Source organism: Isoptericola sp. NPDC056618, assembly GCF_042792715.1.
Classification (GTDB): domain Bacteria; phylum Actinomycetota; class Actinomycetes; order Actinomycetales; family Cellulomonadaceae; genus Isoptericola; species Isoptericola nanjingensis.
Map to the genome: position 1 here is coordinate 107772 of NZ_JBHTVZ010000010.1, position 25338 is coordinate 133109.

Consider the following 25338-nt stretch of genomic DNA (forward strand, 5'->3'; position numbering starts at 1 on the left):
ACGACCCCCGCCAGCAGTGGGCCGACCCCGTCGGCGAGCTGCAGACCCACTGGTCCTACCTGCGGTCCTACCGCGCCACGATCGAGATGAAGTGCGAGGGGCTCGACGCCGAGCAGCTCGCCCGCCGCTCCGTGCCGCCGTCGACCTGCTGGGGCTGGTGCGGCACCTGGCGAAGGTGGAGCACTCGTGGTCCCGGCGAGTCCTGCAGGGCGCGATGGACCTGCCGAAGCTCTACGTCGCCGACGGCGGCCCGGACTGGGACTTCGACGGTGCCGTCGCGGACCCGGACGTCGTCGCGGAGGCGTGGGCCACCTGGCGACACGAGACGGTGGCCGCCGACGAGTGGCTCGCGACCCAGACCGACGCGGACATGGGGCGGGTCGTCCCGTTCGACGGCACCTCCTCGGCGGTGCGCGACATCCTCGAGCACCTCGTCGAGGAGTACGCCCGCCACGCCGGGCACGCCGACCTGCTGCGGGAGTGCATCGACGGCCGCACCGGGCAGTAGCCCCCGCGAGACGGAGAAGCTCGGGCGAGCGCCGCACACCCCACGTGCGGCCCAGCCCGAGCTTCTCCGTCTCGTCGTCCGGGTGCGGTCTACCTCGCGGGGACGCTCGCCGCCTCGTCCGCCTGCTCGCGGTCCACGCGGGCCGCGCGGAGGCGGGACATGATGACCGCGCCGAAGGCGATGCCCGCCGCGACGACGGCGATGACGATGCGCACCGCCTGGTTCGCGTCGGCCGGCACGCTCAGCATCACCACGGCGGGCGCGATGAGCACCGACACCAGGTTCATCACCTTGATGAGCGGGTTGATCGCGGGGCCGGCGGTGTCCTTGAACGGGTCGCCGACGGTGTCGCCGATGACGGTGGCGGCGTGCGCCTCGGAGCCCTTGCCGCCGTAGGCGCCGTCCTCGACGATCTTCTTCGCGTTGTCCCAGGCGCCGCCCGAGTTGGCGAGGAAGACGGCCATGAGGACGCCGGCGCCGATCGCGCCCCCGAGGAACCCGGCGAGCGGCCCCACGCCGAGGCCGAAGCCGACGGCGATCGGTGCGAACGCGGCCAGCAGGCCGGGGGTGGCGAGCTCGCGCAGCGAGTCGCGGGTGCAGATGTCCACGACGCGGCCGTACTCCGGCCGCTCCTCGTAGGTCATGATCCCGGGGTGCTCGCGGAACTGGCGGCGCACCTCGAAGACGATCGCGCCCGCCGCGCGGGTCACGGCGTCGATGGCGAGGCCGGAGAAGAGGAACACGGTGGCGGCGCCGAGGATCACGCCCACGAGCGTCACCGGCGAGACGATCTCGAAGCTGAGCATCGCCGGGACCAGGCCCGCACCCCGTTCCGCGACCTCGCCCAGCGCCGTCGACACGGCGTCGGCGTACGAGCCGAAGAGCGCGGTCGCGGCGAGCACCGCCGTCGCGATCGCGATGCCCTTGGTGATGGCCTTGGTCGTGTTGCCCACCGCGTCGAGGTCCGTGAGGATCTGCGCGGCCTCGTCGTCGACGTCGCCGGACATCTCGGCGATGCCCTGCGCGTTGTCGCTCACCGGCCCGAAGGTGTCCATCGCGACGATGACGCCGACGGTCGTCAGCAGGCCGCAGCCCGCGAGCGCCACGAGGAAGAGCGACAGCCAGAGCGAGCCGCCGGCGAGCAGGAAGACGCCGCAGATCGCGGCGGCGATGACGCCCGCGGTGTAGACGGCGGACTCGAAGCCCACCCCGATGCCGGAGAGCACCACGGTGGCCGCACCGGTGCGCGAGGTCGCCGCGACGTGCAGCGTCGGCTTCGACGTCGTGCCGGTGAAGTAGCCGGTGATCCACAGGATGATCCCGGCGAGCACGACGCCGATGATGACGGCCAGCGACGCGACGACGCGCGGGTCGGCGGTGACCTCGCCGAGCTCGGCGGTGCCGGACAGGTCGGCGAACGACGACGGCAGGTAGACGAACGCGGCGACCGCGGCCAGCAGGGCCCCGACGACGGCCGACAGGTAGAAGCCGCGGTTGATGGCCTTGAGGCCGTTCTCGCTGCCCCGCACGCGGGTGACGAGCACGCCCAGCAGCGCGACGAACGCGCCGACGGCGGTGACGATCAGCGGGAAGACGAGGCCCTGCTCTCCCATGACGGCCTTGCCGAGGATGAGGGCGGCGACCAGGGTGACGGCGTACGACTCGAAGAGGTCGGCGGCCATGCCGGCGCAGTCGCCGACGTTGTCGCCCACGTTGTCCGCGATGGTGGCGGCGTTGCGCGGGTCGTCCTCGGGGATGCCCTGCTCGACCTTGCCGACCAGGTCCGCGCCGACGTCGGCCGCCTTGGTGAAGATGCCGCCGCCGACCCGCATGAACATGGCCAGCAGAGCGGCGCCGAAGCCGAAGCCTTCCAGCACCGCCGGCGCCTCCGTGCGGTACACGAGCACGACGAGCGCCGCCCCCAGCAGCCCGAGCCCGACCACGGACATGCCCACGACGCCGCCGGTGCGGAACGCGATCCGTGCACCCTCCGCGCGCCCGTCGGGACGGGTCGAGGCGGCGGCCACCCGCACGTTGGCGCGCACGGCGAGCCACATGCCCAGGTACCCGATGGCCGCGGAGAACGCGGCCCCGAACAGGAACGCGATCGACCGGCCCACGCGGACCCCGCCGTCGCCCGGCAGCAGGAAGAGCAGGGCGAACACCACGACGGCGAAGATCGCGAGCGTGCGGAACTGACGGTTGAGGTAGGCGGAGGCCCCCTCCTGGACGCCCCGCCCGATCTCCTGCATGCCTGGCGTGCCCTCGGGGGCGGCGAGCACCTGCCGCCGCAGGGTGCCCGCACACACGAGCGCGGCCAGCGCGATGACGGCGATGACCGCGACGATCGTGATGCTGCTGGAACCGAACGTGAGCATCCGTCCTCCTTGACGTGCTTCCTCGACCCGGCGGGGACGGCGGTGACCGTCCGTCGGTAAGGTCCCGCCGTCGCCGTTGACGGCGGGATGCCGGGGAGTCTACCCACATGTGACGGCCGTCACGAACCACCGTGGAATCCTGACCCCAACGATTCCCGTCCCCCGACCGTCCCAGCGGGTGAGGACGGCACGGGAGGGACTGGTGGTCGGACGATGAGTCGCTGGGAGGACGAGCTCGCCGAGCTCGCACGGGCGCGAGGCCGTGCCCTGGTCGGGTACGCCTACGTGCTCTGCGGGGACCAACGGCTCGCGGAGGACCTGGTCCAGGACGCGCTGGTCAAGGTGTTCGCGCGGCTCCGCCGGGGCTCCGGAGAGGCGCGGGGCGGGGCGGGCGTGCACCCGCTCGACGCGGGCGGGACGAGCGAGGCGTACGTGCGGCGCGCGATCCTCACCCTCTTTCTCGACGAGCACCGGCGCACGAAGCGGTGGGCGGCGGCGCGGCCGCTCGTGGCCACCGACGACCGCGTGCGCGGCGCCGCCTCGGGCGCGACGGCGCGGGCGGACGTCGCCGCCGCGCTGGGGCGCCTGGCCCCGCGCGAGCGGGCGTGCGTCGTCCTGCGCTACTTCGAGGACCTCACCGTGCCGCAGGTGGCCGACGCCCTCGGCCTCGCGCAGGGCACCGTCAAGCGCTACCTCGCCGACGCGACGACGACGCTGCGCGACGTGCTGCGCGTGGCCGACGACGGCCCCGGGCGCGCCACCTCGAGCACCACGACCACCACGGCGGGACGGAGGGCCGGACGATGAGCACGAACCACGCGCGGGACGACTGGGCGGACGCCCGCACCGACGAGACGCTGCGCCGCGAGCTGGACGCGCTCGCCGGCCTGGGCGCGTCGGCGTCGGCCCTCGACGGCGCACTGGGCTCGGTACGGCGGCGGGTACGACGCCGGCGCACCGCCAAGCAGGCCGGCATCGGCGCCACCGCGCTCACGGTCGTCGCCGGGCTGGTGCTGGGCGGCGCCGCGCTGCTGCCCGACGCGCCGCAGCCCCTGCCCGGCCCCGCCACCAGCCCGACGCCGTCGCCCTCGCCGTCCGGCGACGGCACACGGGCCGACGGCGCGCGCGCCGCCGACCTGATCCAGCCCGGGTACCAGCCGGGCTGGCTCGAGGGCACCGGACTGACGTGCGGCATGCCCGCCGACGACGTCGCACCGGAACGGACCGGCCCCTATCGCATGACCGTGGTCCCGAGCGGCGCCGACCTCGGAGGGGCGACCCAGGAGGACGGGACGGGGTCGGGGTGAGCACGATCGTGATGACGACCTCGGTCCAGGTGGCCGACACGGTTCCGGCCGACGCGGTGCTCGTGGGCCCCACCCTGGTCTGGGCGCAGGACGGGCGCGTCGTCGACCTGGGCACCGACCAGACCGAGATCCCGGTCGACCTCGTCGCCGGCCCGCTGGAGCGCTTCGCCACCGACTCCCCGGCCACGACCTGCGCACCGGACGGCACGAGAGAGGGCCGCACCGCGTACCCCCACCCGCTCCCCGACGGGCACTACCAGGTGCGCGCGTACGGCGTGGCCTGGAGCGACAGTTTCACCGAGGCGACGGTGATGGCCTCGCCGTCCTGGGTCGACGTCGACCTCGACGCGAAGGGCGCGCACGTGTCCCACCGGGCCGGCGAGGTCCTGGGGAGCGACGACTGCTCCGCCGCCGGGATCGACGCGGGGGTTCCGGACCTCACCGACGTGGACGAACCGGGTCGCACCACCGCGTCCGCGCTGCTGACCGCCGCCCTGGAGTGCGACGACGACACCCTGATCGCGCTGGCCGAGGAGGCCGACCGGCACGACCTCAACTGGGGTGGGCAGGCCCCCCGGGAGCTGCTCGAGCTGCCCGGCGCCGAGCGCGACGAGGACGTGTACGCGATCCTCGCGCGGCTGCTGGCGGGGACGACGCCCTGCTCGGTCCAGGTGATGACCGACGACGGTCTCGAGCGGATGTCCACGTGGCCGCGCGTGAACCTCGACGCGTGCCAGTCGACGCCCGAGGACTGGCAGGAGGCCGTCGACGCGGGCGCGATCACCCCGCGGGAGGCGGAGGAGATGAGCGCGGACGAGCAGACCGGGTACCTGGGATGGCGGCTGGCCATCGACGGGGACGGGCGGTGGACGCAGTTCGTCGACGGCTACGTGGGGCCGCCGCGCGGCGACTGACGACCGGCCGCGTGGGAGGATGACGGTCATGCCCGACGTCGTCCCCGCAGCCGCCCGCGCCCACACCGAGGACCTGGGGGCGTTCGTCTCCGCCTCGCCGTCGTCGTACCACGCCGCTCGGGAGGTGGCCCGCCGCGCGGAGGACGCCGGCTTCGTGCGCCTGGACGAGACGGCCGCGTGGGACGTCGTGCCGGGCGGGCGCTACGTCGTCGTCCGCGACGGCTCGGTGATCGCCGTCGCGGTGCCGCCGACGGCGGGCGCGACGACGCTGTTCACGATCCTCGGCACGCACACCGACTCCACCGGGTTCAAGCTCAAGCCGAGGCCGACCACCGGCCGGGACGGCTGGGTGCAGGCCGGCGTCGAGGTGTACGGCGGGCCGCTGCTCAACTCGTGGCTGGACCGCGAGGTGGAGCTCGCCGGACGGCTGGTGACGTCGGACGGCTCCGGGGGCACGGTCGAGCACCTGGTGCGCACCGGCCCGATCGCGCGCATCCCGCAGCTCGCGATCCACCTGGACCGGTCCGCGAACGAGGGGCTGACGCTCGACAAGCAGCGGCACACGCAGCCCGTGGTCGGGCTCGGCGACGTGTCGCAGGCCGACGTGCTGGCGGAGCTCGCCGCGGCGGCCGGCGACGGCGTCGACGCCGCGGACGTCCTCGGCTACGACGTCGTCCTGGCCGAGACGCAGCCGCCGCGCGCGTTCGGCATCGGCGAGGCGCTGTGGGCGTCGCCGCGCCTAGACAACCAGCTCTCGACGCACGCCGCGATCGCGGCGCTGCTCGCCGTCGCGCCCGAGGACCTCGCGGGGATCGGCGTCGTCGCGGCGTTCGACCACGAGGAGATCGGGTCCGGGTCGCGCTCGGGCGCCGCCGGCCCGTTCCTGGAGGACGTGCTGCGGCGGGTGTCGGCAGGGCTCGGCGCGTCGGAGGACGAGCGGGCCCGCGCCTTCGCCGCGTCGCTGTGCGTGTCGTCCGACGTCGGGCACGCGGTGCACCCGAACTACCCCGAGCGGCACGACCCGGCGAACCACCCGCACGCGGGCGCCGGCCCGATCCTCAAGATCAACGCCAACCAGCGCTACGCGACGGACGCGCACGGGGCCGCCCGCTGGCAGGCCGCGTGCGCCGCGGCCGGGGTGCCCAGCCAGGAGTTCGTCTCGAACAACACCGTGCCCTGCGGCTCCACGACCGGGCCGATCACCGCGACGCGCCTCGGCATCCGCGTCGTCGACGTCGGCGCCGCCATTCTGTCGATGCACTCCGCGCGCGAGCTCACCGCCGTCGTCGACCCCTGGTACCTGTCCCGGGCGATGCAGGCGGTCCTGGCCGGCTGACCACCGCACGCTGTGGGTGCGATCGTGGCCCTGTCTCGTCATGAGACAGGGCCACGATCGCACCCACAGCCGCCGGAGGGTCAGCGGAGGCCGAGCTTGCGGGTGCAGTGCGGCCACTGGCCCCAGCCCGCACGGTCCTGCAGGATCTGCGCGCGCTTGGTCTGCTCGGACTTGCCGTGGCGGTGCGGCAGGCCCTTGCCGCCGACGGCGTGCCAGGTGCGGCCGGTGAACTGGTACATGCCGTAGAACCCGTTGCCCGTGTTGGTGCGCGGGTTGCCACCGGACTCGCAGCGCGCGAGCTGGCCCCACACGTTCCGCTTCGAGATGCGGCTGGTGGAGATCCAGCCCGTCCTGCCGCCCGGCGCGCGCACCTTGACGCGGTTGCTGTCGCGGCCGATGGTGCGGGCCAGGACGGTGACCTTGGTGCCGAGGCGCGCCTTCTTGACCTTCTTCGAGCGCGAGCCGATGTCCTTGGTCAGCGTGACCTTCCCCGTGGTGTAGCGGGTGCCGGACACGTCCTTGAGCCTGGTCGCCGTGACGGCGTTCTTCGACACCCAGCCGACCCTGCCGGCGGGCGTGCGCACCTTGAGGCGGTGCGTGCCGCGGTCGAGGACGCGCAGCCGCGTGCCGTCGTCGGGCCGGGCCACGATCCGGGACCGGCTGGACGCGGTCTTCGTCAGCGGCGCCTTGTTCCACTTCACCCAGCGGACGCCACCGCTGCCGGCGGCGGTGCGCACGGACTGCGTGACGGCGGACGCGGAGGCGGGGCTCGCGGAGGCCGCGGCCGGCACCACCAGGGCGGAGGTGACGAGCGCGCCGGCGACCGCGGCCACGACGGAACGACGGGCGATGGATCGAGGCATGCGTACCAGGGAACGATGTCACGATCGGATAACAAAACCGGTGCGGGGATGGTCACAGCCTCTTCACCGGATGCCGACGCCATTCCGTACCGAACCGCGATATCCCGCCGGTTCCGCGCGCTTCAGGCCAGGCCCGACATGCCCGACCTGAGCCTCAGGCGCGCCGTCGACGGCGCACGAGCAGCAGCGCCGCCCCCGCGCCGAGCAGCGCGGCCGCGGCGACGACCAGCCCCGCCACGGCGGCACCCGTGCGCGGCAGCTCCTCGACGGTGGCGACCGTCGCGTCGCCGTCCGCCGCCGGTGCGGCCGACCGCTCCGAGGCGTCGGCGGCGACCGACCGCGGTCCGCCTCCGACGACGTCGTCCGACACCGGCGCCTCGGAGCGCGACGCCGCGGGCTCGTCCGCGGGCGAGGGCCGCGTTCCGCCGCCGGTCTCGGCGTCCGGCGTCACGCTCTCGGTGCCCGGGGCAGGGGCGTCGGTCGTGTCCTCCCCCGAGGGCGTCGTCGGGGACGAGGTCTCGAGGGCGGGCTCCTCGGCGTCGGGCGTGGTCGGCGTCTCCACCGGGGGCGCCGAAGCCTCCGGAGACCCGGACGGCTCCGGGACGGCCCCCGTGGTCGGGGCGCACACCGGCTCCTGTCCGCCCTCGCCGAAGTGCTCGTTGTAGCCCTCCACCTGCACCCACGTGATGCACAGCTCGGCGGGGACCTCACCCAGCAGCGCGGACCACGGCAGGAACTGCTTCCCGACGTACGCCCCGGAGGGCCGCTGGTTGAGGGTCTCGAAGTGGATGCCGGCGCCCTGCTCCCCCGCCTCCGGCGTCGTGTACCTGATGTTGACGTGTCCGCCGTCCCGGAAGGCGTCACCCGCCGGCAGGGTGAGCCCGTCCGCGGTGACCTGGTAGGGCGGCTCGTCGTCCGAGCCGCCCGCGGCGGCCGGTCCGGCGGAGATCAGGAGGAGGGCAGCGGCGGTCGCCGTCACGGTGGCATGGCGCATCGAGGGGTCCTTCGTCGGCGTCGGGGAGCGCGGCCCGGCTCCGGGAGACGGAGGGGCCAGCAGCGCGAGAGATCCTAGATCGCCGGTGCGAAGAAATACCGCTTTCGGGGGATTTCACCTCGATGTCAGGACAAACTTCACCCGCGGCGGAACCTCCGCGCACACGGAACCCACGGCCTCCGCGCGGTGCAAGACTGTCGGCCGTGCCCGCCGTCCCTGCCCTCGAGCCCGAGCAGCACCCGCTGCTCGACGTGCTCACCGCGCACGGCGCGCGGGCGGACCGGCTCACGCACGTGCGCACCTTCCCGGCGCGCGCCGGGGTGACGACGGACTGGCCGGCCTGGGCGGACCCGGGCGTGGTCGACGGCTACCGCGCGCTCGGCGTCGACCGCCCCTGGGCGCACCAGGTCGAGGCCGCCGACGCCGCCCGGTCCGGGCGGCACGTCGCGCTCGCGACGTCGACGGGTTCGGGCAAGTCCCTCGCGTTCTGGCTGCCCGCGCTCACGGCGGTGCGCGGTGCCGAGCCCGCCACCGTGCTCTACCTCTCCCCCACCAAGGCGCTGGCGGCCGACCAGCTCGCCGGCCTGGAGCGGCTGGTCGCGGAGATGCCCGGCCCCCGCCCTCGCGTCGCGACCTGCGACGGCGACACCCCGACGGAGGAACGCCGCTGGGTGACGGAGCACGCCGACGTGGTGCTCACGAACCCCGACTTCCTGCACTTCTCGATGCTGCCCGGCCACCGGCGCTGGGCGCGGCTGCTGCGCGGGCTGCGGTACGTCGTCGTCGACGAGGGGCACGCCTACCGCGGCGTCTTCGGGGCGCACGTGTCGCTGGTGCTGCGGAGGCTCACCCGGCTGGCCGCCCACTACCGCCCCCTGTCGGACGCACAGTTCACCGGGGTGAGCGGAGCGTCTGACAGCCGCGAGGCGCCCCCCGGCGTGTCGGACGCACAGCTCACCGGGGTGCGCTCACGGTCGGACAGGTCGCCGGTGTTCGTGGTGGCCAGCGCGACGACGGCGGAGCCCGCGGCGAGCACGGCGCGGCTGGTGGGGGTGGCGCCCGAGGAGGTCGTCGCGGTCACGGCGGACGCGTCGCCGGCGGGACGACGCACCTTCGCGCTGTGGCAGCCGCCGGAGGTGGCGGCGTTCGACCGGTCACGGGCCACCGGGGAGACGCCGACGCACGACGACGACCCCTGGGCGCTGCCCGACCCGCTCGACGCGACGCACACCGCGCACGAGGCCGAGGCCGTGCTCACGACCCGCGGCGCCGCGGAGCACCCGCGCCGGTCGGCCACCGCCGAGGCGGCCGACCTGCTCGCCGACCTCACGGCGCACGGCGCGCGCACGCTCGCGTTCACCCGGTCGCGGCGTGGGGCGGAGTCGGTGGCGCAGCAGGCGCGCGACCACCTGCGGCCGGTGGCCGCGGGGCTGGAGTCCCGGGTGGCGAGCTACCGGGGCGGGTACCTGCCGGAGGAACGTCGCGAGCTCGAGCAGGCGCTGCGCACCGGCGAGCTGCGCGGCCTGGCCACGACCAACGCGCTCGAGCTGGGCGTCGACATCTCCGGTCTGGACGCCGTGCTCGTGGCCGGGTGGCCGGGGACGCGCGTGTCCCTCTGGCAGCAGGCGGGGCGCGCCGGCCGCGCGGGCGCCGAGGGCCTGGTGGCGTTCGTCGCGCGCGAGGACCCGCTCGACACGTATCTCGTGACCCACCCGGAGGCGGTGTTCGACGCCGCGCTCGAGGCCACCGTCTTCGACCCGGCCAACCCGCACGTGCTCGCGCCCCAGCTCTGCGCCGCCGCGCAGGAGGTGCCGCTGCGCGCCGAGGACCTCGCCGCCTTCGGCGACCCGCGGGCGGTGCGCGAGGTGCTCGACGTGCTCGTCGCGCGCGGCGCGCTGCGGCGCCGGCCGTCGGGCTGGTACTGGACGCACGCGCAGCCCGCGTCGTCGATGGCTGACCTGCGCGGTTCCGGAGGGCGGCCGGTACGGGTCGTCGAGGCGACGACGGGCCGGATGCTCGGCACCGTGGACGCCGGGTCGGCGGACGGGCAGGTGCACGACGGCGCGGTGTACGTGCACCAGGGCGCGACGTTCGTCGTGGACCACCTGGACCTCGCCGACCACGTGGCCCTCGTGGTGCGCAAGGACGTGGAGCACGGCACCTGGTCGCACGAGGTCATGGAGATCGCGATCGACGAGGAGGGGCACCGGCCGGTGGAGGGTCGCGACTGGGGCCCGGTGCGGTGGGGCCTCGGCCCGGTGGAGGTGACGAGCCAGGTGGTGAGCTTCCAGCGCCGACGGCTGCCGGACATGCAGGTGCTCGGCACGGAGGCGCTCGACCTGCCGTCGCGCACGCTCGCCACGACCGCCGTGTGGTGGTCGGTGCCGGGCTTCGTGCTGCGGGCGGCGGGCGTCTCCCCCGACGAGACGCCGGGCGCCCTGCACGCGGCCGAGCACGCCTCGATCGGCCTGCTGCCGCTGCTGGCGACGTGCGACCGGTGGGACCTGGGCGGCGTCTCCACCGAGGTGCATCCCGACACCGGGGAGGCCACCGTCTTCGTGTACGACGCGTACCCGGGCGGCGCCGGATTCGCCGAGCGCGGGTACGAGCTGGGCGCCCGGTGGCTGCGCGCCACGCGGGACGCGATCGCCGCGTGCGCCTGCGCGGAGGGCTGCCCGGCGTGCGTCCAGTCGCCCAAGTGCGGCAGCGACAACGCGCCCCTCGACAAGTCCGCGGCCCTGCGCTTGTTGGATGCCGTGCTGAGCCACGCGCCGGCGGAACCTACCATCGTGAGGTGACTACCGAGATCGACCTCGCCGAACGCCGCCGTTCCCGCGAGGACACGCGCGTCGACCCAGCCAACTCCCGCTCCTGGCTGCTGCTGTCGGCCCTGCGCGACGACATGTTCGACGCCGCCCAGCTCTCCCGCGCCGACCAGGTGATCCTCGACTGCGAGGACGCGGTCGACGACAGCCGCAAGGACGAGGCCCGCCAGAAGGTGCTCGACTGGTTCTCCGCGGGCGGTCGCGCCTGGGTCCGCATCAACGAGCGCGGCTCGCAGGCCTGGGCCGACGACGTCCGCGCCCTGTGGGACTCGAAGGGGCTGCGCGGCGTCATGCTGGCCAAGACCGAGTCGCCCGACCAGGTGATCGACACGGCCCAGCGGCTCGGCGGCAGCGTGCCGGTGATCCCGCTGGTCGAGTCCGCGCTCGGCATCGAGGACGCCGTGAGCATCGCTCGGGCGCCCGGGGCCTTCCGCCTGGCGTTCGGCTCCGGCGACTACCGTCGCGACACCGGCACCGCCAACGAGTCGCTCGCGATGGCGTACCCGCGCTCGCGTCTCGTCACCGCCAGCCGGATCGGCGGCCTGCCCGGGCCGATCGACGGCCCCACCGTCGGCACGAGCCACTCGCTGCTGCGCGAGCAGTCGGCGGACGGCGTGGCCCTCGGCCTCACCGGCAAGCTCTGCCTGGACCTGGAGACGCCGGCCGTCATCAACGAGTCGTTCAGCCCGTCCAGCGCCGACGTCGCGTGGGCGATCGACTTCCTGGCCGACTTCGAGGCGTCGGGCTCCGTGATCCGCGACGGCTCGGACAAGCCCCGCCTCGCCCGGGCCCGCAAGATCAGCGAGCGAGCCGCGCTGTTCAACGTCAACCCCTCCTGATCCCCACCGCCGTCCGGCCCGGGCGCGCCTCACGGCGACGGCTCGGCCCGGGGTGGCGGCTCGACCTCGGGCTGCCCACCCGGCCCAGGGGCCGAGCCGGGCCGTGGCCCCGCGCGGGCGTGCGCGGCGGCGGCGCCGAGCGACGCCGCCCACGGCCCCGCCTCCGGGCCGAGCGCGGCGCGGGTCGCCCGGACGCCGACGGTGCCGCCGTCCTCCGGGACGCAGGCCACCACCTGTCCGCCGTTGCGGCGCACGGCCTCGGTCGCCGTCGCGCACGGGTCGGCGCCCTGCCGCCATGCGGTCGCGGCGGCGAGCGCGCCGAGGTCCGCCGCGGCCTGGGCCGCCCCTCGTGCCCGCTGCGCGGCGCCCAGCGCGCCGACGGCCAGCGCGAGCAGCACGACCACCGCCGCGAGCGCGAGCACGACGACGGTCCCCGCGCCCCGCTCCCGGCTCACGGAGCTCTCGCGCAGGTCCGGCCTGGACTCGTGCGCCCCGCCGCGCGCGGCGCTCACGGCTCCACCCACGCCGTCGCGTCCCCGGACGCCCGCACGGGCGCGCCGGCGAACCACCCGCCCACCACCGGCCGGGTCACCGAGACCCGCACCCACGTGCCGTCCCGGGTGACGGTCAGCTCCGCGTCGTCGCCGCCGACCTGCGCGACGGCCTGGCGCGCCGCCGCGTCGTCCTCCCCGATGGCGTAGGCGCGCGCCCCGGCCCGAGCCGCGTCCAGGGCGCGCATCTGCGCCGTGGACGCGGCCGCGAGGCTGAGCACCGCGACCAGCAGGAGGACCACCACCGGCAGCCCGACGGCGAGCTCGGCCGTGACCGCGCCGCGCTCTCCCCCGGCCCCCCGTGACCGTTCCCCGGGGGCCCGCGTCGTGCGGGCGCCCCTGCTGCGGTGCGGGCGCATCAGACGGACAGCGCCGAGCTGATGATGGTCTCCAGCAGGCCTCGGACGGTGTCGCTCTTGAGCACCGCGATGAGCAGGCCGGCGAACCCGACCGCCGCCACGGTGGCGACGGCGTACTCCGCGGTGGCCAGCCCGGCCTCCGGGTCCAGGGGCGCGGGCTCCGACCCGGCTCCCGGGTCCGCACCAGCGATCGCGCCACCGTCCGGTGCCGCCCCTCGCTCGCGCTCGCTCTCGGCCGTCACGCGACCGTCGTCCTCGTTCGTCATGGCTCCTCCGTGTTCCTTCGGTCGTTCCTTGGGGTGTCCTTCTCGCGACCTGCGCCGGACGGTCCGGGCCGGTCGTGCCGCGTCCACCCGGCCGGGCGGGCGCGGCGGACCCGGGCGGCGCCCGGGTCGTCGTGGGCCGGGCACGATCACCCGGACAGCAGGTCGACGCCCAGCGCGAGCAGCACGGGCACGAGGCCGATCAGCACGAACGCGGGCAGGTAGCAGGCGCCGAGCGGCAGCACGAGCCGCACGGCCAGACGGGCTGCGGCGGTGCGCGCGGCCGCGCGGCGGGCACGCAGCAGCTCCTCCCCCGCCGCTCGTAGCGCGCCGGTCGGGGACGCCCCGTCGGTCCAGGCCCCGCGCAGGGCCCGGTGTGCCGGGCCGAGCCGGTCCGGGGCGCCGCGCCACGCGCCGCCCCAGTCCGCGCCGAGCCGAAGCGCGTCCGCCGCCGCTCGCAGGGCCGCGCCGTCGGCCGACCGCGAGCCGGACACCTCGGAGGTGCCCGACGACGGAGCGCCGGCGAGCGCCGCGCCCGTCGCCTCGAGGGCTCGCGGGACGCCGGCTCCCGCGCGGAGCGCCGCCCCGAGGAGCTCCAGCACGACGGGCACGTCCACGGGATCCGCCGCGGGCTCGTCGGCGCGCGTGGGCGCACGACCGTCCAGGGTCAGGCGTGCCACCCGCCGGTCGGCGGCGCCGCGCGCCAGCCACCACGGCCCTGCGCCGAGCAGCACGGCCACCACGACCGCCCACGCCGCCCCCGCCACGGTGACCGCGCCGGCATCGGCGGCGAGCGCGCTCATGCCGCTTCCTCCCCCGCCGCCCGCGCGGCAGCGACCAGGCGGCCGGTCCACGCCCACCCGGCGGCGAGCAGCAGGAGCCCCAGGCACACCGCGACGGAGCCGACGCCGCCGTCGAGCGCCGTCGCCAGCGGGTCGGCGCCGAGCACCCAGCCGAGCGCCGCGCCCAGCAGGGGTAGCCCCATCAGCACGCGCGCGGTGGCCCGCGGCCCGGCCAACGACGCCTCCCGCTCCCCGCGGGCCTCCGCCTCGGCCACGAGCGCCCCGGACACGGCGTCGAGCACGGACGCGAGCGGCGCCCCGACGTCCCGGGACAGCACCGCGGCGGCCACGACCGACCGAGCGTGGCCGGCCCCGCCGACCATCGGTGCCAGCGCCGCCGGGTCGGGCACCCCGGTGGCGTCGACGGGCACCGCGAGCGCGCGCGACCAGGCCGCTGCCGGCGGCGCCCCGGCCCGCAGCAGCGCCACCACCTGCGCGACGGCGACCCGCACCGCGTCCGCCCCCGTCGACGCGTCCCGCCCCCGGCGCAGCTGCGCCCTCCACGAGGTGCGGCGCGCGACCGTGCGGCGAGCGAGGACATCCGCGCGGCGCCCGCCGCGGGCCAGCACCAGCCACGCGGCGAGCGCCACCCAGAGCCCGACGGCCGAGGGCCCCGCCGCGATCCCCGCGCCGGCCCCCACCCCGAGCCCCGTCACGACGCCCACCGCCGCACGAGCTCCTCCCACGCGCCGTCGGGCCGCGGGTCCGTGCCCGGCGCCCACACGGCGGCACGGCGGACCGTCAGCCGGCCGTCGTCGTCCCGCCCGACGAGGCCGATCTCGGCCAGGTGCCGACGACCGTCGCCCCGCCGCAGGTGGAGCACCACGTCGAGCGCGGCGGACGCCTGCGCGGCGACGGCGTCCCGCGGCATCCCGGCCAGCGCCGCGAGCGCCTCCAGGCGAGCAGGCACGTGCTCGACAGCGTTGGCGTGCACGGTGGCCATGCCGCCGTCGTGCCCGGTGTTCATGGCGAGGAGGAGCTCGCGGACCTCGGCGCCCCGGCACTCGCCGACGACGATCCGGTCCGGCCGCATCCGCAGGGCGCCGCGGACGAGCTCCGTGAGCGTCACCTCGCCGACGCCCTCGACGTTGGGCCGGCGTGCGGCGAGGGACACGACGTGCCGGTGCCGGGGCGCGAGCTCGCGGGCCTCCTCGACCACGAGCACCCGCTCGGCGGGCGGCACCAGGGACAGCAACGCGGCGAGCAGCGTGGTCTTCCCGGTGCCGGTGCCGCCCGTGACGAGCAGGTTGGCCCGGCATGCGACGAGCGCGCGCAGCACGCCCTCCCACTGCGGCGGCAGCCCGCCCCCAGCGACCAGGGACTCCAGGGAGTGCGCCGCCTGCCGCAGCACCCGCAGGGCGATCACCGCGCCGGCCGGCGCGACGGGTTCCACGACGGCATGGAGCCGGGTCCCGTCGGGCATGCGCGCGTCCACCGTCGGGGCCGCGTCGTCGAGCCGCTGCCCGGCGACGGCCGCCATCCGCACGGCGAGCGCCCGCACGGCGTCGGGCGTGCCGAGGTCGAGGTCCACCCGCCGGAGCCCGTCGCCGCGGTCCACCCAGACGTCGCGCGGGCCGTTGACGAGCACGTCGGTGACGTCGGGCGCGTCCAGCAGCTCCTGCAGTGGGCCGGCGCCGGTCAGCTCGGCCCGCGCCGCGCGCGCGAGGTCGCTCAGCGCCGCCGACCCGAACACCCGCCCGGTGGCCCGCAGGGCGTCGCGGACCGCGGCGTCGTCGAGCGCCGTCCCGGACCTGCCGACCCGGGCCCGCACGTCGTCGAGCAGGTCGCGGTCGACGAGCGCACGGGCGGTCACGACGCGCCCGCCAGCGCCGCCACCAGCGAGGCCGCGGCACGACCGAGCGGGGTACGCCGGCCGACGGGCGGCCCGTCGCCACGGTCGACGGCGGCGGCGAGGCGGGCGTCCGCACGCACGGTCGCGGCCACCGGGAGCCCGACGGCGCCACCCAGGGCGGCCGCGTCGACGCGGCCGGGCGCGGGCCGCCGCGCGACGAGCCACGGGTCCCGCACGCCGAGCTCGACGAGCTCGCCCCAGGCCACCAGCGCCCCGGCCACGCCGGGAGCGGTGCAGGGGGCCACGAGCAGCACCACGTCCGCGGAGGCCACGAGCATCCGCGCGGCCGCCGTCCAGGCCGCGGGTCGAGGCAGGTCGAGCACCACGGTCTCGCCGCCGCGCAGCAGCCCGGTGCAGACGTCCACGACCACCGCGTCGTCGGGGCGCGCGGGGCTCAGGCGGGCACCCGAGAGCACGGGCACCGCACGCCAGCGGGGTAGCGCCGCCACCAGGCCGACGCCGTCCACGTCCCCGCGCGCGGCGGCGAGCTCGGGCCAGCGGGCCCCGGGCTCGTCCTCGATGCCGAGCAGCACATCGACGCCGGGTCCCGGCAGGTCGAGGTCCACGAGGACCGCGCCCTCCCCCGCGCGCCGGAGCCCTTGGGCGAGGGCCGCCGCCAAGGTGCTCACCCCGGCGCCGCCGCACGCGCCGACGACGGCGACCGTGCGGCGCCCCGGCCCCGGTGCCCAGGGCGCGGGGCCGGGCGGCGGCCAGGCGGTCGTCGGCCGGGTGTCCGTCGTCCGGGTGTCCGTCGGCCGGGGCAGCGTGCGGGTGGGTGCGTCGTCCATGTGCCCCAGGCTGGTCCGCAGCGCTCACCCGTCGGGCCGGCGAGCGAGGATCTGTGGACGACGCTCGTCTGGGGGCGGCCTCCGTGCGGCGTCAGGCCGCGGCGGCGTCCTGCGGAACGTCGTCCACCTCGTCGACAGGTCGCCGCCCCCGCTCCCGCTCCGCGCGCAGCGCCGGCAGGAAGCACAGCACGCCGAGGACGCTGAACGCCCCGCCGAGCATCATCGCGAGCGACGTCGACGCCGTCTGCGCCACCCAGCCGAGAGCGGGCGACGCGACGGCGTACGACGCGAAGCCCACCATCGACGCCAGGGACAGCACCGTGGACCGGTTGTCCCGCCGTGCCTCGCGGTGCAGCAGCGCGTTGTAGCTCGGCCCCGAGCTGCCGTGCAGCCCGTACGTGACGAGGTAGGCGACCACGAGCATCCCGGGCCCGCCGGCCAGCCCCATCCACACCGCGCCGAGCCCGTTGAGAACACGCGCCGCCATCGCCGTGCGGGCCACGCCGAACCGTCGGCTGGTGAGTCCGCACAGCGCCGCGCCGAGAGCGAAGGTCCCCCAGCCGACCGAGGCGACGGGACCCATGACGGCCGCCGCCTGCGCCTCGCCACCGAGCAGCTCCGCCATCCGGACGGGTTGCAGGGACTCGAAGACCACCATCGCCGCGGCCGTGAAGAGCTCCACCAGCAGCAGGCCGCGCAGCACGCGGCTGTCCCGGGCGAGACGCAGGCCGGAGGCGACGACGGCGGGCATCTGCCGTGCCGATCCGACGGCCGACCGGACCGCCGCACGCCACCGGCGTCGTCCGACCGGCACGACGACCGTCCCGGTGTCGGCCGGACGACGCGGAGCCTCTCGGACGAGCAGCGTGACCATCACCAGGTGCACCACGGCGAGGACGCAGTACGTGGCGTACGGGAGCGCGAGCGCCGACCACGCGGCGAACGGGTGCCACCAGATCAGCCCGCCCGACACGAGCGCGCCGAGGGCGATCGACACCCCGAGCACGGTGCCCTGGTGCGCGAGCGTGCGGTCGACGTCCGCGCCCGGGTGCTTCGCGTGCACGGCGTCGACGAACCACGCCTCGAGCGGGCCGGAGTCCAGCGCCCGGAACATGCCCATGAGCGCCGACGCGACGAGGAAGGCCAAGAAGGACTGCGCCAGCAGGAACGTGGCGGCCGCCAGCACCTGCACCACGGCCGAGGCGAGGAGCATGGGACGTCGCCCGACGGCGTCGGCGGTGCCGCCGGTCGGGAGCTCGAGCGCGAACACGACGAGGCCCATCACCGAGGCGAGGGAGAGGGTCTGGGCCACGGTGAGGCCGCGCTCGATCGGCAGCAGCGTGGTGACCGTGACGACCAGGCCGACCGGGAACCACCGGGTGGCCGAGAGCAGGAGGAAGACGCGCTGCGGGCTCATGACTCGTCGTCCTTGCTCTCGGGCCCTTCGTCGACGGCGGCGGTCCCGGTACCGGGCACGTCGTCGGCGTCGAGCGGGAAGAGGAACCGCCACAGGTGCAGGCGCCGCGCGCGCGGGTCGCCGGTGCCGACGCGCAGGTACCTGTTGACGACGGCCTCGAGCTCGTCCGCCATCGCGGCCGCCTGCTCGGGCGTGACGTCCACCCAGGTGTCGGTCATGCCGGCGACGTCGGTCCACTCCTTCGGCCAGTTCTCCTGGACGTCGAGCCAGTGGGCGTAGTTCGTGTCGAACTGCCGGTGGTAGTCGCGCACCAGCCAGCCGAGGGCGGTCTGGGCGTCCTCGTCGCCGCCGAAGTCGGAGTCGCGCCAGCCGTGGCTCTGCGTGGCCGCCGCCCAGAGCCGCTCCTTGCCGCGCCCCTCCTCGGTGTCGGTCACGAGGCCGACGGACGCCAGCTTGCGGAGGTGGTAGCTCGTGGCGCCGGTGTTGGTGGCCAGCTCGGCCGCGAGCGCCGTGGCCGAGGCCGGGCCACCGCGACGGAGCGCGCCGAGCAGCCGGGAGCGCAGCGGGTGGGCGAGGACCTTCGCGGCCTCGGCGGTCAGCTCGAGGTGGGTGTACGGGCGCTCCGGCGTCGGCTCCATGCGTGCACAATAACCATGCACAACTCTTGTGCACAAGACTTCTGCACAAGAGTTGTGCATGAGATCCCGGACGCCGCGGCGGTCCGCACGGCTAGGCTCTGGCCCGTGACCGACCGACCTGGACCACGCGAGACGTCACCACCCGTGACGACGACGTCGCGGTCGCGCGTCGCCGCGTTCTTCGACCTCGACAAGACGATCATCGCGACGAGCTCCTCGGCCGCGTTCTCCAAGCCGTTCTACGCCGGGGGCCTCATCACGCGCGGCGACGTGCTGCGCAGCGCGTACGCGCACCTCCTCTTCTACGCGGGCAACGCCGACGCCGACCAGACCGAGCGGATGCGCAAGCACCTGTCCGAGCTCGCCACCGGCTGGGAGGTGAGCAAGGTGCAGCAGATCGTCGCCGAGACGGTGCACGAGCTCATCGACCCGTACGTCTACGCCGAGGCCGTGGAGCTCATCGCCGAGCACCACGAGCTCGGGCACGACGTCGTCATCGTCTCCGCCTCCGGCACCGAGCTCGTCGAGCCGATCGCGACCGTGCTCGGCGCCGACCACGTCGTCGCCACCCGCATGGCGGTCGAGGACGGCCGGTACACCGGCGAGATCGAGTTCTACGCGTACGGGGAGCAGAAGGCCGAGGCCGTGCGCGAGCTCGCCGCCCGGCGCGGCTACGACCTCGAGCGCAGCTACGCCTACTCCGACTCCGTGACGGACGCCCCGATGCTGGGCGCCGTCGGGCACGGCTTCGCCGTCAACCCCGACAAGACGCTGCGCCGCGTCGCCGCCGAGAACGGCTGGGGCGTGCTCACGTTCTCCCGCCCCGTGGCCCTCCGCTCCGCGATCCGCCCGCCCGCCGTGGCGCTCGCCGCGGGCGGCGTCGTCGTCGCCGGCGTGGCCGCCTGGCTGCTCCGCCGCTGGTGGCGGCGTCGGCACGCCTGAGCGCTTGCACGCCCGCCCGGGCGGGCGTTCCATGGGGGGAGACAGCCGGGCGCCGGGACCCACGCTAAGGAAGTCCCCGGTTGAGGACCCACTCGGTGGGAACGACCCCACCCAGTGATCGGACCAAGCGCCTGCTACCCGCGTCCGGGCTGGCGAGAACGGCGCTCGGTGTCCTGCAACCCGGGCGCCGTCCTCGTGCCGGGTCAGGTGTCTCAGTCCGCGGGCTGCCGCTCCGGCACGCCCGCCCACTCGTCGGCGAGGACGGCGTAGGTGTACCCGTCCACCCAGCCCAGCTCGTCGTGCCACGAGTCGCGGACGCCGTGCTGCTCGCGCCGCATGCCGAGCTTCTCCAGGACCCGCCACGACGCCTCGTTCGCCGCGAAGCAGCCGGCGGTCACGCGGTGCAGCCCGAGGTCGGTGAACGCCACGTCCAGCAGCGCGCCCGCGACGGCGGTCGCGATCCCCCGCCCCGCGTAGGCCGGGTCCACGAGGTAGCCGATCGAGCCCTCGGCCTTCCGCCAGGCGTCGCTCCGCGGCTGCCCCATACCGTCGTCCACTCCCAGCGACGCCGTCGCGACGACGACGCCGTCCAGCTCGGCCAGGATCCTCTGGTCGTAGGGGTCGTCGAGCGTGCGGCGCCACGAGGCGCGCAGGTCGTCGGCGTCCTGCGTGGTGCGCAGCAGCCAGCGCGTCACCTCCGGTTCGTTGCGCCACACCAGCACCCGGTCGACGTCGCGGCTCGTCGGGACGCGCAGGCGGAGGTCGCCCACCTCGCGCGGCCAGGACACGTAGGGGGTCGTCATGGTCGACGTCTACCAGCCGGGCCGGTGGACGCGCAGCCGAATTCCGACGACGGCTCGGCGAACGAGGGCCCGGGAGGACATTTTGCAAGGAGTGCGGCCGAACCGTGGGACGGCGTGACCCCGGTCACGCACGAGGTCTAGACTCCCGACGGCGGGGCCCCGCGGGGCGCCGCCGTCCCCGGGGTCGCGACACGCCGTCGTCCCGACGGGGAACGCACCAGCGACGATGCGCACCGGAGGTAAGCGTGCCAGAGAACGAGACCACCGCCCCCAGCCTCGAGAACCTGCTGCACGAGACGCGAGCGTTCCCGCCCAGCCCCGCCTTCGCGGCGCAGGCGAACGCCCGGCCGTCCCTGTACGAGGAGGCCAAGGCCGACCGGCTCGGGTTCTGGGCCGACCAGGCTCGGGAGCTGGTCAGCTGGTCCACGCCGTTCACCCAGACCCTCGACTGGTCCGAGGCGCCCGTGGCGAAGTGGTTCGCCGACGGGCAGCTCAACGCCGCCTACAACGCGGTGGACCGGCACGTCGAGGCCGGGCTCGGCGACCGGGTCGCCATCCACTTCGAGGGCGAGCCGGGCGACACCCGCACCGTCACCTACGCGGACCTGCAGCGCGAGGTGTCCCGCGCGGCGAACGCGCTCACGTCGCTGGGCGTGACGAAGGGCGACCGCGTCGTCATCTACCTGCCGATGCTCGTCGAGTCGGTCGTCGCGATGCTGGCGTGCGCCCGCATCGGCGCCCCGCACTCGGTGGTGTTCGGCGGCTTCTCCGCCGACGCGCTGCGCAGCCGCATCGCCGACGCCGAGGCCAAGCTGGTCATCACGGCCGACGGCGGCTACCGCCGCGGCGCGCCGTCCGCCCTCAAGCCCGCCGTCGACGAGGCGATCGGCCCCAAGGACGGGGAGCCGGCGACGACGGTCGAGCACGTGCTGGTCGTCAGGCGCACCGAGCAGGACGTCGACTGGACCGAGGGCCGCGACGTCTGGTGGCACGACGCCCTGGAGCACGCGGACACCTTCCACGAGCCCGTCCCGGTCGACGCCGAGCACCCCCTGTTCATCCTGTACACGTCGGGCACGACGGGGAAGCCGAAGGGCATCCTGCACACCACGGGCGGCTACCTCACGCAGGCGGCGTACACCCACAAGAACGTCTTCGACCTCGTGGCCGAGAGCGACGTCTACTGGTGCACCGCCGACATCGGCTGGGTCACCGGGCACACGTACGTCGTCTACGGGCCGCTGACCAACGGCGCCACCCAGGTGCTGTACGAGGGCACTCCGGACACCCCGCACCGTGGCCGCTGGTGGGAGCTCGTCGAGAAGTACAAGGTCTCGATCCTCTACACCGCGCCGACCGCGATCCGCACCTGCATGAAGTGGGGCGAGGACATCCCCGCCGGCTTCGACCTGACGAGCCTGCGCGTGCTCGGCTCGGTGGGCGAGCCCATCAACCCCGAGGCGTGGATGTGGTACCGCCGCGTCATCGGCGGCGACACCGCCCCCATCGTCGACACCTGGTGGCAGACCGAGACGGGCGCCATCATGATCAGCCCGCTGCCCGGCGTCACCGCCACCAAGCCCGGCTCGGCGCAGGTCGCGCTGCCCGGCATCGTGGCCGACGTCGTCGACGACGAAGCCCGTTCCGTGCCCGACGGCGGTGGCGGGTACCTCGTGCTCTCCGAGCCCTGGCCGTCCATGCTGCGCGGCATCTGGGGCGACCTGCAGCGCTTCAAGGACACGTACTGGTCGCGGTTCGAGGGCCTCTACTTCGCCGGCGACGGCGCGAAGAAGGACGAGGACGGCGACATCTGGCTGCTCGGCCGGGTGGACGACGTCATGAACGTCTCCGGCCACCGCCTGTCGACCACGGAGATCGAGTCCGCCCTCGTCTCGCACGACGTCGTGGCCGAGGCCGCCGTCGTCGGCGCCAACGACGAGACCACCGGCCAGGCGGTCGTCGCGTTCGTCATCCTGCGCGGCGAGCACGCGGACCGCGCCTCGACGCCGGAGGGCGCCGAGGAGGTCCAGCAGGAGCTGCGCAACCACGTCGCCAAGGAGATCGGCCCGATCGCCAAGCCGCGCCGCATCCTCGTCGTGCCGGAGCTGCCCAAGACCAGGTCCGGCAAGATCATGCGCCGCCTGCTGCGCGACGTCGCCGAGAACCGCACCGTGGGCGACGCGACCACGCTCGCCGACTCCTCGGTGATGGACCTCATCTCCGCGGGTCTCGCCAAGCCGTCGGCGGCCGACGAGGACTGACAGCGGTACGACGGGCCGAGCCTGTCCGGGTCCTCACGGCCCCGGCAGGCTCGGCTTAACCGTTTCAGCCTGCGGAACGGTGGGGTCGCCTCGACCACTGTGGGACCGCACGCGCAGCGCGTGCCGAGTCGCACGAGAGACGAGGACGTCCGCCATGTCGCACTCTCCCCACCCGCCCGCTCCCCCCGGCGCGACGGCGCGCCCGGCGGCGCGGCACGTCGTCCCCGCGGCGGTCGCCGCGGCGACCCTCGCCGCCGGCGCCGCGGCCGCCTTCGTCGCCACGGCGCCCGGCGCGCACGCCGACACCCCGCCCGGCATCCACGTCGCCGACGGCCGGGTCGTCGAGGCCGACGGCACCGACCTCGTGCTCCGCGGCGTCAACCACGCGCACACCTGGTACACCCAGCAGACGGACTCGTTCGCGGACATCAAGGCCGCGGGCGCGAACAGCGTGCGCGTCGTGCTGTCCAGCGGCGACCAGTGGACCCGCAACACCCCCGAGGACGTCAGAGGCGTCGTCGACCTCTGCGAGGAGAACCAGCTGGTCTGCATCCTCGAGGTGCACGACACCACCGGGTACGGCGACACGTCCGCGCCCGCCGCCGCCACCCTCGACCAGGCCGTCGACTACTGGGAGGACCTCTACCCGACGCTCGCCGGCACCGAGGACTTCGTCATGGTGAACATCGGCAACGAGCCGATGGGCAACGACGACGCCACCAACGAGACCTGGGGCAGCGCGACCTCCGACGCCATCGTGCGGCTGCGCGACATCGGCTACGAGCACGCGATCGTCGTCGACGCGCCGAACTGGGGGCAGGACTGGAAGAACTACATGCGGCCCGCGGCCGCCGACGTGTTCGCGTCCGACCCCGACGCCAACACGGTCTTCTCCATCCACATGTACAGCGTGTACAACCAGCACCAGACGGTGACGGACTACCTCGAGTTCTTCGTCGACGCGGGGCTGCCCATCGTCGTCGGCGAGTTCGGCTGGCAGCAGACCTCCGCCGACGTCGACGAGGACTGGGTGCTGTCGGAGGCGGAGCGCCTCGACCTGGGCTGGCTCGCCTGGTCGTGGAGCGGCAACACCGACCCCTATCTCGACCTGGTCCTCGGCTTCGACGCCGCGAACCCCAGCGCGTGGGGCACGCGGATCATCGACGGCGCCGACGGCCTGCGCGAGACCGCCGTCGAGGCGTCGTGGTTCGGCGGCGGCACCGAGCCGACCGACCCGCCCACCGACCCGCCCACGGACGGCGCGTGCACCGCGACGGTGCGAGTCGTGGCGTCGTGGTCCGGCGGCTGGCAGGGCGAGGTGACCGTGACGGCCGGCGACGCCGCCGTCGACGGCTGGGACGTCGCGTTCGCTCTGCCCGCGGGCGTCACGGTCGCCCAGGTCTGGGGCGGCGAGGCGACCTCGGACGCCGACGGCGTCCACGTGACCCCCGCCGCCTGGAACCGCACCCTCGCCGCGGGAGCCACGGCGACCGCCGGGTTCATCGGGACGGGGAGCGCGCCGTCAGCCGCCCCGACCGCGACCTGCACGGCGAGCTGACCCCGACCGCCGAACATGCAGTCGCGCGCGTCCTGACGGTGCAGAACGTGCGCAGCTGCATGTTCGGCGCTGCCGGTCCTCGGTGAGAATAGGGTCGTGCCCACCTCACCCGCCCTGTCCTTCGACCCCCTCGACGAGGCCGCGCAGGACGCCGTGCGCGCCCTCGCCGCGGCGGCGTCCGCCCACGACGGCGTCGCCCCCCTGTCGGAGCAGCCGCTGCTGCGCCTGGGCGCGGACGCCGACTGGCTGACGCACGTCGTCGCGCGCGACGGCGAGGGCGCCGTCGTCGGCTACCTCCAGGTGGACCGGGGCGGCGACGACGCGAGCGCCGAGCTCGTGGTGCACCCCGACCACCGGCGCCGGGGCGTCGGTGGCGTCCTGCTGCGCACCGCCGAGCGCGACGCGCGGCTGCCGATGTTCTCGGGCGCCCCGGGCCAGCGCGGCAAGCCGCTGCGGGTGTGGGCGCACGGCGACCTGCCCGCGGCGCGGGCGTTCGCCGCGGCGCACGGCTACGAGGCCGCGCGCGAGCTGCTCGTGCTCGCCCGCCCCCTCGGGCCCGACGACGCGGCGCGCGACGTGCCGGACCTGCCCGGCCTCTCCCTGCGGACGTTCCGCCCCGGCGCCGACGACGAGGCGTGGGTGCGGCTCAACGCGCGCGCGTTCGCGGACCACCCGGAGCAGGGCCGCCTCACGGTCGACGACCTGCACGACCGGCAGCGCGAACCCTGGTTCGACGCCGAGGGCTTCTTCCTCGTCGTGCCCGGCGACGACGCCGCCGGCCCGGGGAGCGAGCCGCTCGGCTTCCTGTGGACCAAGGTCGAGAACGACCAGCCGCACGGTTCCCGGGACGGAGAGAGCCGCTCCGGAGAGATCTATGCGGTCGGCGTCTCCCCCGACGCGCAGGGCCGCGGGCTGGGCCGCGCGCTCACCGCCGTCGGGCTGCGCCACCTGGCGCGCGTGGGCTGCGACCGCGCGGTGCTCTACGTGGACGGGGACAACGCGCCCGCGCTGGCCACGTACGCGAGCGCCGGCTTCGAGCGCGCCGCCGTGGACGTCCAGTACGCGCGGCCCGCGGACGCGTAGCGACGGCACGGCGGACT

The 25338-nt window shown here is 75.4% G+C and carries 24 protein-coding genes; 11 read left to right on the top strand and 13 right to left on the bottom strand.

The features are described from left to right. Positions 1-91 precede the first annotated feature (91 nt). A complete protein-coding gene (locus ACFQ8T_RS13560) occupies positions 92-508 on the top strand; it encodes a DUF664 domain-containing protein (protein ID WP_430547047.1) in 417 nt (138 codons plus the stop codon). An 89-nt stretch (positions 509-597) separates the two neighbouring features. Here ACFQ8T_RS13560 and ACFQ8T_RS13565 read toward each other — a convergent pair whose 3' ends face one another. Further along, positions 598-2886 carry a sodium-translocating pyrophosphatase gene (locus ACFQ8T_RS13565; RefSeq protein ID WP_430547048.1) on the bottom strand — a complete coding sequence of 763 codons (2289 nt, stop codon included), beginning with the start codon at positions 2884-2886 and terminating at the stop codon, positions 598-600. A 213-nt stretch (positions 2887-3099) separates the two neighbouring features. Between ACFQ8T_RS13565 and ACFQ8T_RS13570 the strand changes: the two genes are divergently transcribed. From ACFQ8T_RS13570 to ACFQ8T_RS13585, 4 genes are read left to right on the top strand one after another with little or no spacing between them, the layout of a single operon-like run. Beyond that, on the top strand, positions 3100-3693 hold the full coding sequence (locus tag ACFQ8T_RS13570) for a sigma-70 family RNA polymerase sigma factor (protein WP_430547049.1): 594 nt from the start codon (positions 3100-3102) through the stop codon (positions 3691-3693). Then, on the top strand, positions 3690-4193 hold the full coding sequence (locus ACFQ8T_RS13575; RefSeq protein ID WP_430547050.1) for a hypothetical protein: 504 nt from the start codon (positions 3690-3692) through the stop codon (positions 4191-4193). The genes ACFQ8T_RS13570 and ACFQ8T_RS13575 overlap by 4 nt, the downstream gene beginning before the upstream one ends. Further along, a complete protein-coding gene (locus ACFQ8T_RS13580; RefSeq protein WP_430547051.1) occupies positions 4190-5107 on the top strand; it encodes a hypothetical protein in 918 nt (305 codons plus the stop codon). The genes ACFQ8T_RS13575 and ACFQ8T_RS13580 overlap by 4 nt, the downstream gene beginning before the upstream one ends. 28 nt (positions 5108-5135) lie before the next feature. Then, positions 5136-6443 (top strand): M18 family aminopeptidase, encoded by a 1308-nt coding sequence (locus tag ACFQ8T_RS13585; RefSeq protein ID WP_430547052.1) that lies wholly within the window; start codon positions 5136-5138, stop codon positions 6441-6443. An 80-nt stretch (positions 6444-6523) separates the two neighbouring features. Here the strand turns inward: ACFQ8T_RS13585 and ACFQ8T_RS13590 are convergent, their stop codons facing one another. Further along, entirely contained in the window at positions 6524-7306 is a 783-nt protein-coding gene (locus ACFQ8T_RS13590; protein WP_430547053.1) for a transglycosylase family protein, read from the bottom strand. 154 nt (positions 7307-7460) lie between these two features. Continuing rightward, positions 7461-8300 carry an LPXTG cell wall anchor domain-containing protein gene (locus tag ACFQ8T_RS13595; RefSeq protein ID WP_430547054.1) on the bottom strand — a complete coding sequence of 280 codons (840 nt, stop codon included), beginning with the start codon at positions 8298-8300 and terminating at the stop codon, positions 7461-7463. Positions 8301-8503: 203 nt separating this feature from the next. Here ACFQ8T_RS13595 and ACFQ8T_RS13600 point away from each other — a divergent pair, with 203 nt between their 5' ends. Further along, positions 8504-11098 carry a DEAD/DEAH box helicase gene (locus ACFQ8T_RS13600; RefSeq protein WP_430547055.1) on the top strand — a complete coding sequence of 865 codons (2595 nt, stop codon included), beginning with the start codon at positions 8504-8506 and terminating at the stop codon, positions 11096-11098. Next, entirely contained in the window at positions 11095-11964 is an 870-nt protein-coding gene (locus tag ACFQ8T_RS13605; protein ID WP_429765942.1) for an HpcH/HpaI aldolase/citrate lyase family protein, read from the top strand. The genes ACFQ8T_RS13600 and ACFQ8T_RS13605 overlap by 4 nt, the downstream gene beginning before the upstream one ends. 29 nt (positions 11965-11993) lie before the next feature. Here the strand turns inward: ACFQ8T_RS13605 and ACFQ8T_RS13610 are convergent, their stop codons facing one another. From ACFQ8T_RS13610 to ACFQ8T_RS13650, 9 genes are all read right to left on the bottom strand, one after another. Continuing rightward, positions 11994-12476 carry an Rv3654c family TadE-like protein gene (locus ACFQ8T_RS13610; protein WP_430547056.1) on the bottom strand — a complete coding sequence of 161 codons (483 nt, stop codon included), beginning with the start codon at positions 12474-12476 and terminating at the stop codon, positions 11994-11996. Continuing rightward, positions 12473-12874, bottom strand: coding sequence for a TadE family type IV pilus minor pilin (locus tag ACFQ8T_RS13615; protein WP_430547057.1), 402 nt, complete (start codon positions 12872-12874; stop codon positions 12473-12475). Before ACFQ8T_RS13615 ends, ACFQ8T_RS13610 begins: the two co-directional genes overlap by 4 nt. Continuing rightward, entirely contained in the window at positions 12874-13140 is a 267-nt protein-coding gene (locus ACFQ8T_RS13620; RefSeq protein ID WP_430547058.1) for a DUF4244 domain-containing protein, read from the bottom strand. Before ACFQ8T_RS13620 ends, ACFQ8T_RS13615 begins: the two co-directional genes overlap by 1 nt. 146 nt (positions 13141-13286) lie before the next feature. After that, on the bottom strand, positions 13287-13940 hold the full coding sequence (locus ACFQ8T_RS13625) for a secretion system protein (protein ID WP_430547059.1): 654 nt from the start codon (positions 13938-13940) through the stop codon (positions 13287-13289). After that, the gene (locus tag ACFQ8T_RS13630) at positions 13937-14644 is read right to left on the bottom strand and encodes a type II secretion system F family protein (protein WP_430547060.1); all 708 of its coding nucleotides are present in this window, start codon (positions 14642-14644) and stop codon (positions 13937-13939) included. Before ACFQ8T_RS13630 ends, ACFQ8T_RS13625 begins: the two co-directional genes overlap by 4 nt. Beyond that, positions 14632-15792, bottom strand: coding sequence for a TadA family conjugal transfer-associated ATPase (locus ACFQ8T_RS13635; RefSeq protein ID WP_430547061.1), 1161 nt, complete (start codon positions 15790-15792; stop codon positions 14632-14634). The genes ACFQ8T_RS13630 and ACFQ8T_RS13635 overlap by 13 nt, the downstream gene beginning before the upstream one ends. Then, complete coding sequence (locus ACFQ8T_RS13640; protein ID WP_430547062.1) at positions 15789-16619, bottom strand: P-loop NTPase; 831 nt, start codon at positions 16617-16619, stop codon at positions 15789-15791. Before ACFQ8T_RS13640 ends, ACFQ8T_RS13635 begins: the two co-directional genes overlap by 4 nt. Positions 16620-16710: 91 nt before the next feature. Continuing rightward, positions 16711-18036, bottom strand: coding sequence for an MFS transporter (locus tag ACFQ8T_RS13645; protein ID WP_430547063.1), 1326 nt, complete (start codon positions 18034-18036; stop codon positions 16711-16713). After that, the gene (locus tag ACFQ8T_RS13650) at positions 18033-18674 is read right to left on the bottom strand and encodes a winged helix-turn-helix domain-containing protein (RefSeq protein WP_430547064.1); all 642 of its coding nucleotides are present in this window, start codon (positions 18672-18674) and stop codon (positions 18033-18035) included. The genes ACFQ8T_RS13645 and ACFQ8T_RS13650 overlap by 4 nt, the downstream gene beginning before the upstream one ends. Before the next feature lie 105 nt (positions 18675-18779). On the opposite strand from ACFQ8T_RS13650, the gene ACFQ8T_RS13655 reads away from it, so the two are divergent. Next, positions 18780-19616 (top strand): HAD family hydrolase, encoded by an 837-nt coding sequence (locus ACFQ8T_RS13655; RefSeq protein ID WP_430547065.1) that lies wholly within the window; start codon positions 18780-18782, stop codon positions 19614-19616. 212 nt (positions 19617-19828) lie between these two features. Here ACFQ8T_RS13655 and ACFQ8T_RS13660 read toward each other — a convergent pair whose 3' ends face one another. Next, entirely contained in the window at positions 19829-20419 is a 591-nt protein-coding gene (locus ACFQ8T_RS13660) for a GNAT family N-acetyltransferase (protein ID WP_430547066.1), read from the bottom strand. Between the two features lie 245 nt (positions 20420-20664). Here ACFQ8T_RS13660 and acs point away from each other — a divergent pair, with 245 nt between their 5' ends. The 3 genes from acs to mshD all read left to right on the top strand — a co-directional run bounded on the left by acs (position 20665) and on the right by mshD (position 25321). Continuing rightward, positions 20665-22680, top strand: a complete 2016-nt coding sequence (gene acs / locus ACFQ8T_RS13665) for an acetate--CoA ligase (RefSeq protein WP_430547067.1) — start codon at positions 20665-20667, stop codon at positions 22678-22680. Between the two features lie 154 nt (positions 22681-22834). Then, positions 22835-24238, top strand: coding sequence for a cellulase family glycosylhydrolase (locus tag ACFQ8T_RS13670; RefSeq protein ID WP_430547068.1), 1404 nt, complete (start codon positions 22835-22837; stop codon positions 24236-24238). A 96-nt stretch (positions 24239-24334) separates the two neighbouring features. Beyond that, positions 24335-25321, top strand: a complete 987-nt coding sequence (mshD, locus tag ACFQ8T_RS13675; protein ID WP_430547069.1) for a mycothiol synthase — start codon at positions 24335-24337, stop codon at positions 25319-25321. The last annotated feature ends 17 nt before the right edge of the window (positions 25322-25338 follow it).

Excerpts from the sequence above, each read along its gene's own strand:
- ACFQ8T_RS13565 (WP_430547048.1), bottom strand. The coding sequence starts at position 2,886 with ATGCTCACGTTCGGTTCCAGCAGCATCACGATCGTCGCGGTCATCGCC.
- ACFQ8T_RS13570 (WP_430547049.1), top strand. The coding sequence starts at position 3,100 with ATGAGTCGCTGGGAGGACGAGCTCGCCGAGCTCGCACGGGCGCGAGGC.
- ACFQ8T_RS13575 (WP_430547050.1), top strand. The coding sequence starts at position 3,690 with ATGAGCACGAACCACGCGCGGGACGACTGGGCGGACGCCCGCACCGAC.
- ACFQ8T_RS13585 (WP_430547052.1), top strand. The coding sequence starts at position 5,136 with ATGCCCGACGTCGTCCCCGCAGCCGCCCGCGCCCACACCGAGGACCTG.
- ACFQ8T_RS13590 (WP_430547053.1), bottom strand. The coding sequence starts at position 7,306 with ATGCCTCGATCCATCGCCCGTCGTTCCGTCGTGGCCGCGGTCGCCGGC.
- ACFQ8T_RS13595 (WP_430547054.1), bottom strand. The coding sequence starts at position 8,300 with ATGCGCCATGCCACCGTGACGGCGACCGCCGCTGCCCTCCTCCTGATC.
- ACFQ8T_RS13615 (WP_430547057.1), bottom strand. The coding sequence starts at position 12,874 with ATGCGCCCGCACCGCAGCAGGGGCGCCCGCACGACGCGGGCCCCCGGG.
- ACFQ8T_RS13620 (WP_430547058.1), bottom strand. The coding sequence starts at position 13,140 with ATGACGAACGAGGACGACGGTCGCGTGACGGCCGAGAGCGAGCGCGAG.
- ACFQ8T_RS13625 (WP_430547059.1), bottom strand. The coding sequence starts at position 13,940 with ATGAGCGCGCTCGCCGCCGATGCCGGCGCGGTCACCGTGGCGGGGGCG.
- ACFQ8T_RS13640 (WP_430547062.1), bottom strand. The coding sequence starts at position 16,619 with ATGGACGACGCACCCACCCGCACGCTGCCCCGGCCGACGGACACCCGG.
- ACFQ8T_RS13645 (WP_430547063.1), bottom strand. The coding sequence starts at position 18,036 with ATGAGCCCGCAGCGCGTCTTCCTCCTGCTCTCGGCCACCCGGTGGTTC.
- ACFQ8T_RS13650 (WP_430547064.1), bottom strand. The coding sequence starts at position 18,674 with ATGGAGCCGACGCCGGAGCGCCCGTACACCCACCTCGAGCTGACCGCC.
- ACFQ8T_RS13660 (WP_430547066.1), bottom strand. The coding sequence starts at position 20,419 with ATGACGACCCCCTACGTGTCCTGGCCGCGCGAGGTGGGCGACCTCCGC.
- ACFQ8T_RS13670 (WP_430547068.1), top strand. The coding sequence starts at position 22,835 with ATGTCGCACTCTCCCCACCCGCCCGCTCCCCCCGGCGCGACGGCGCGC.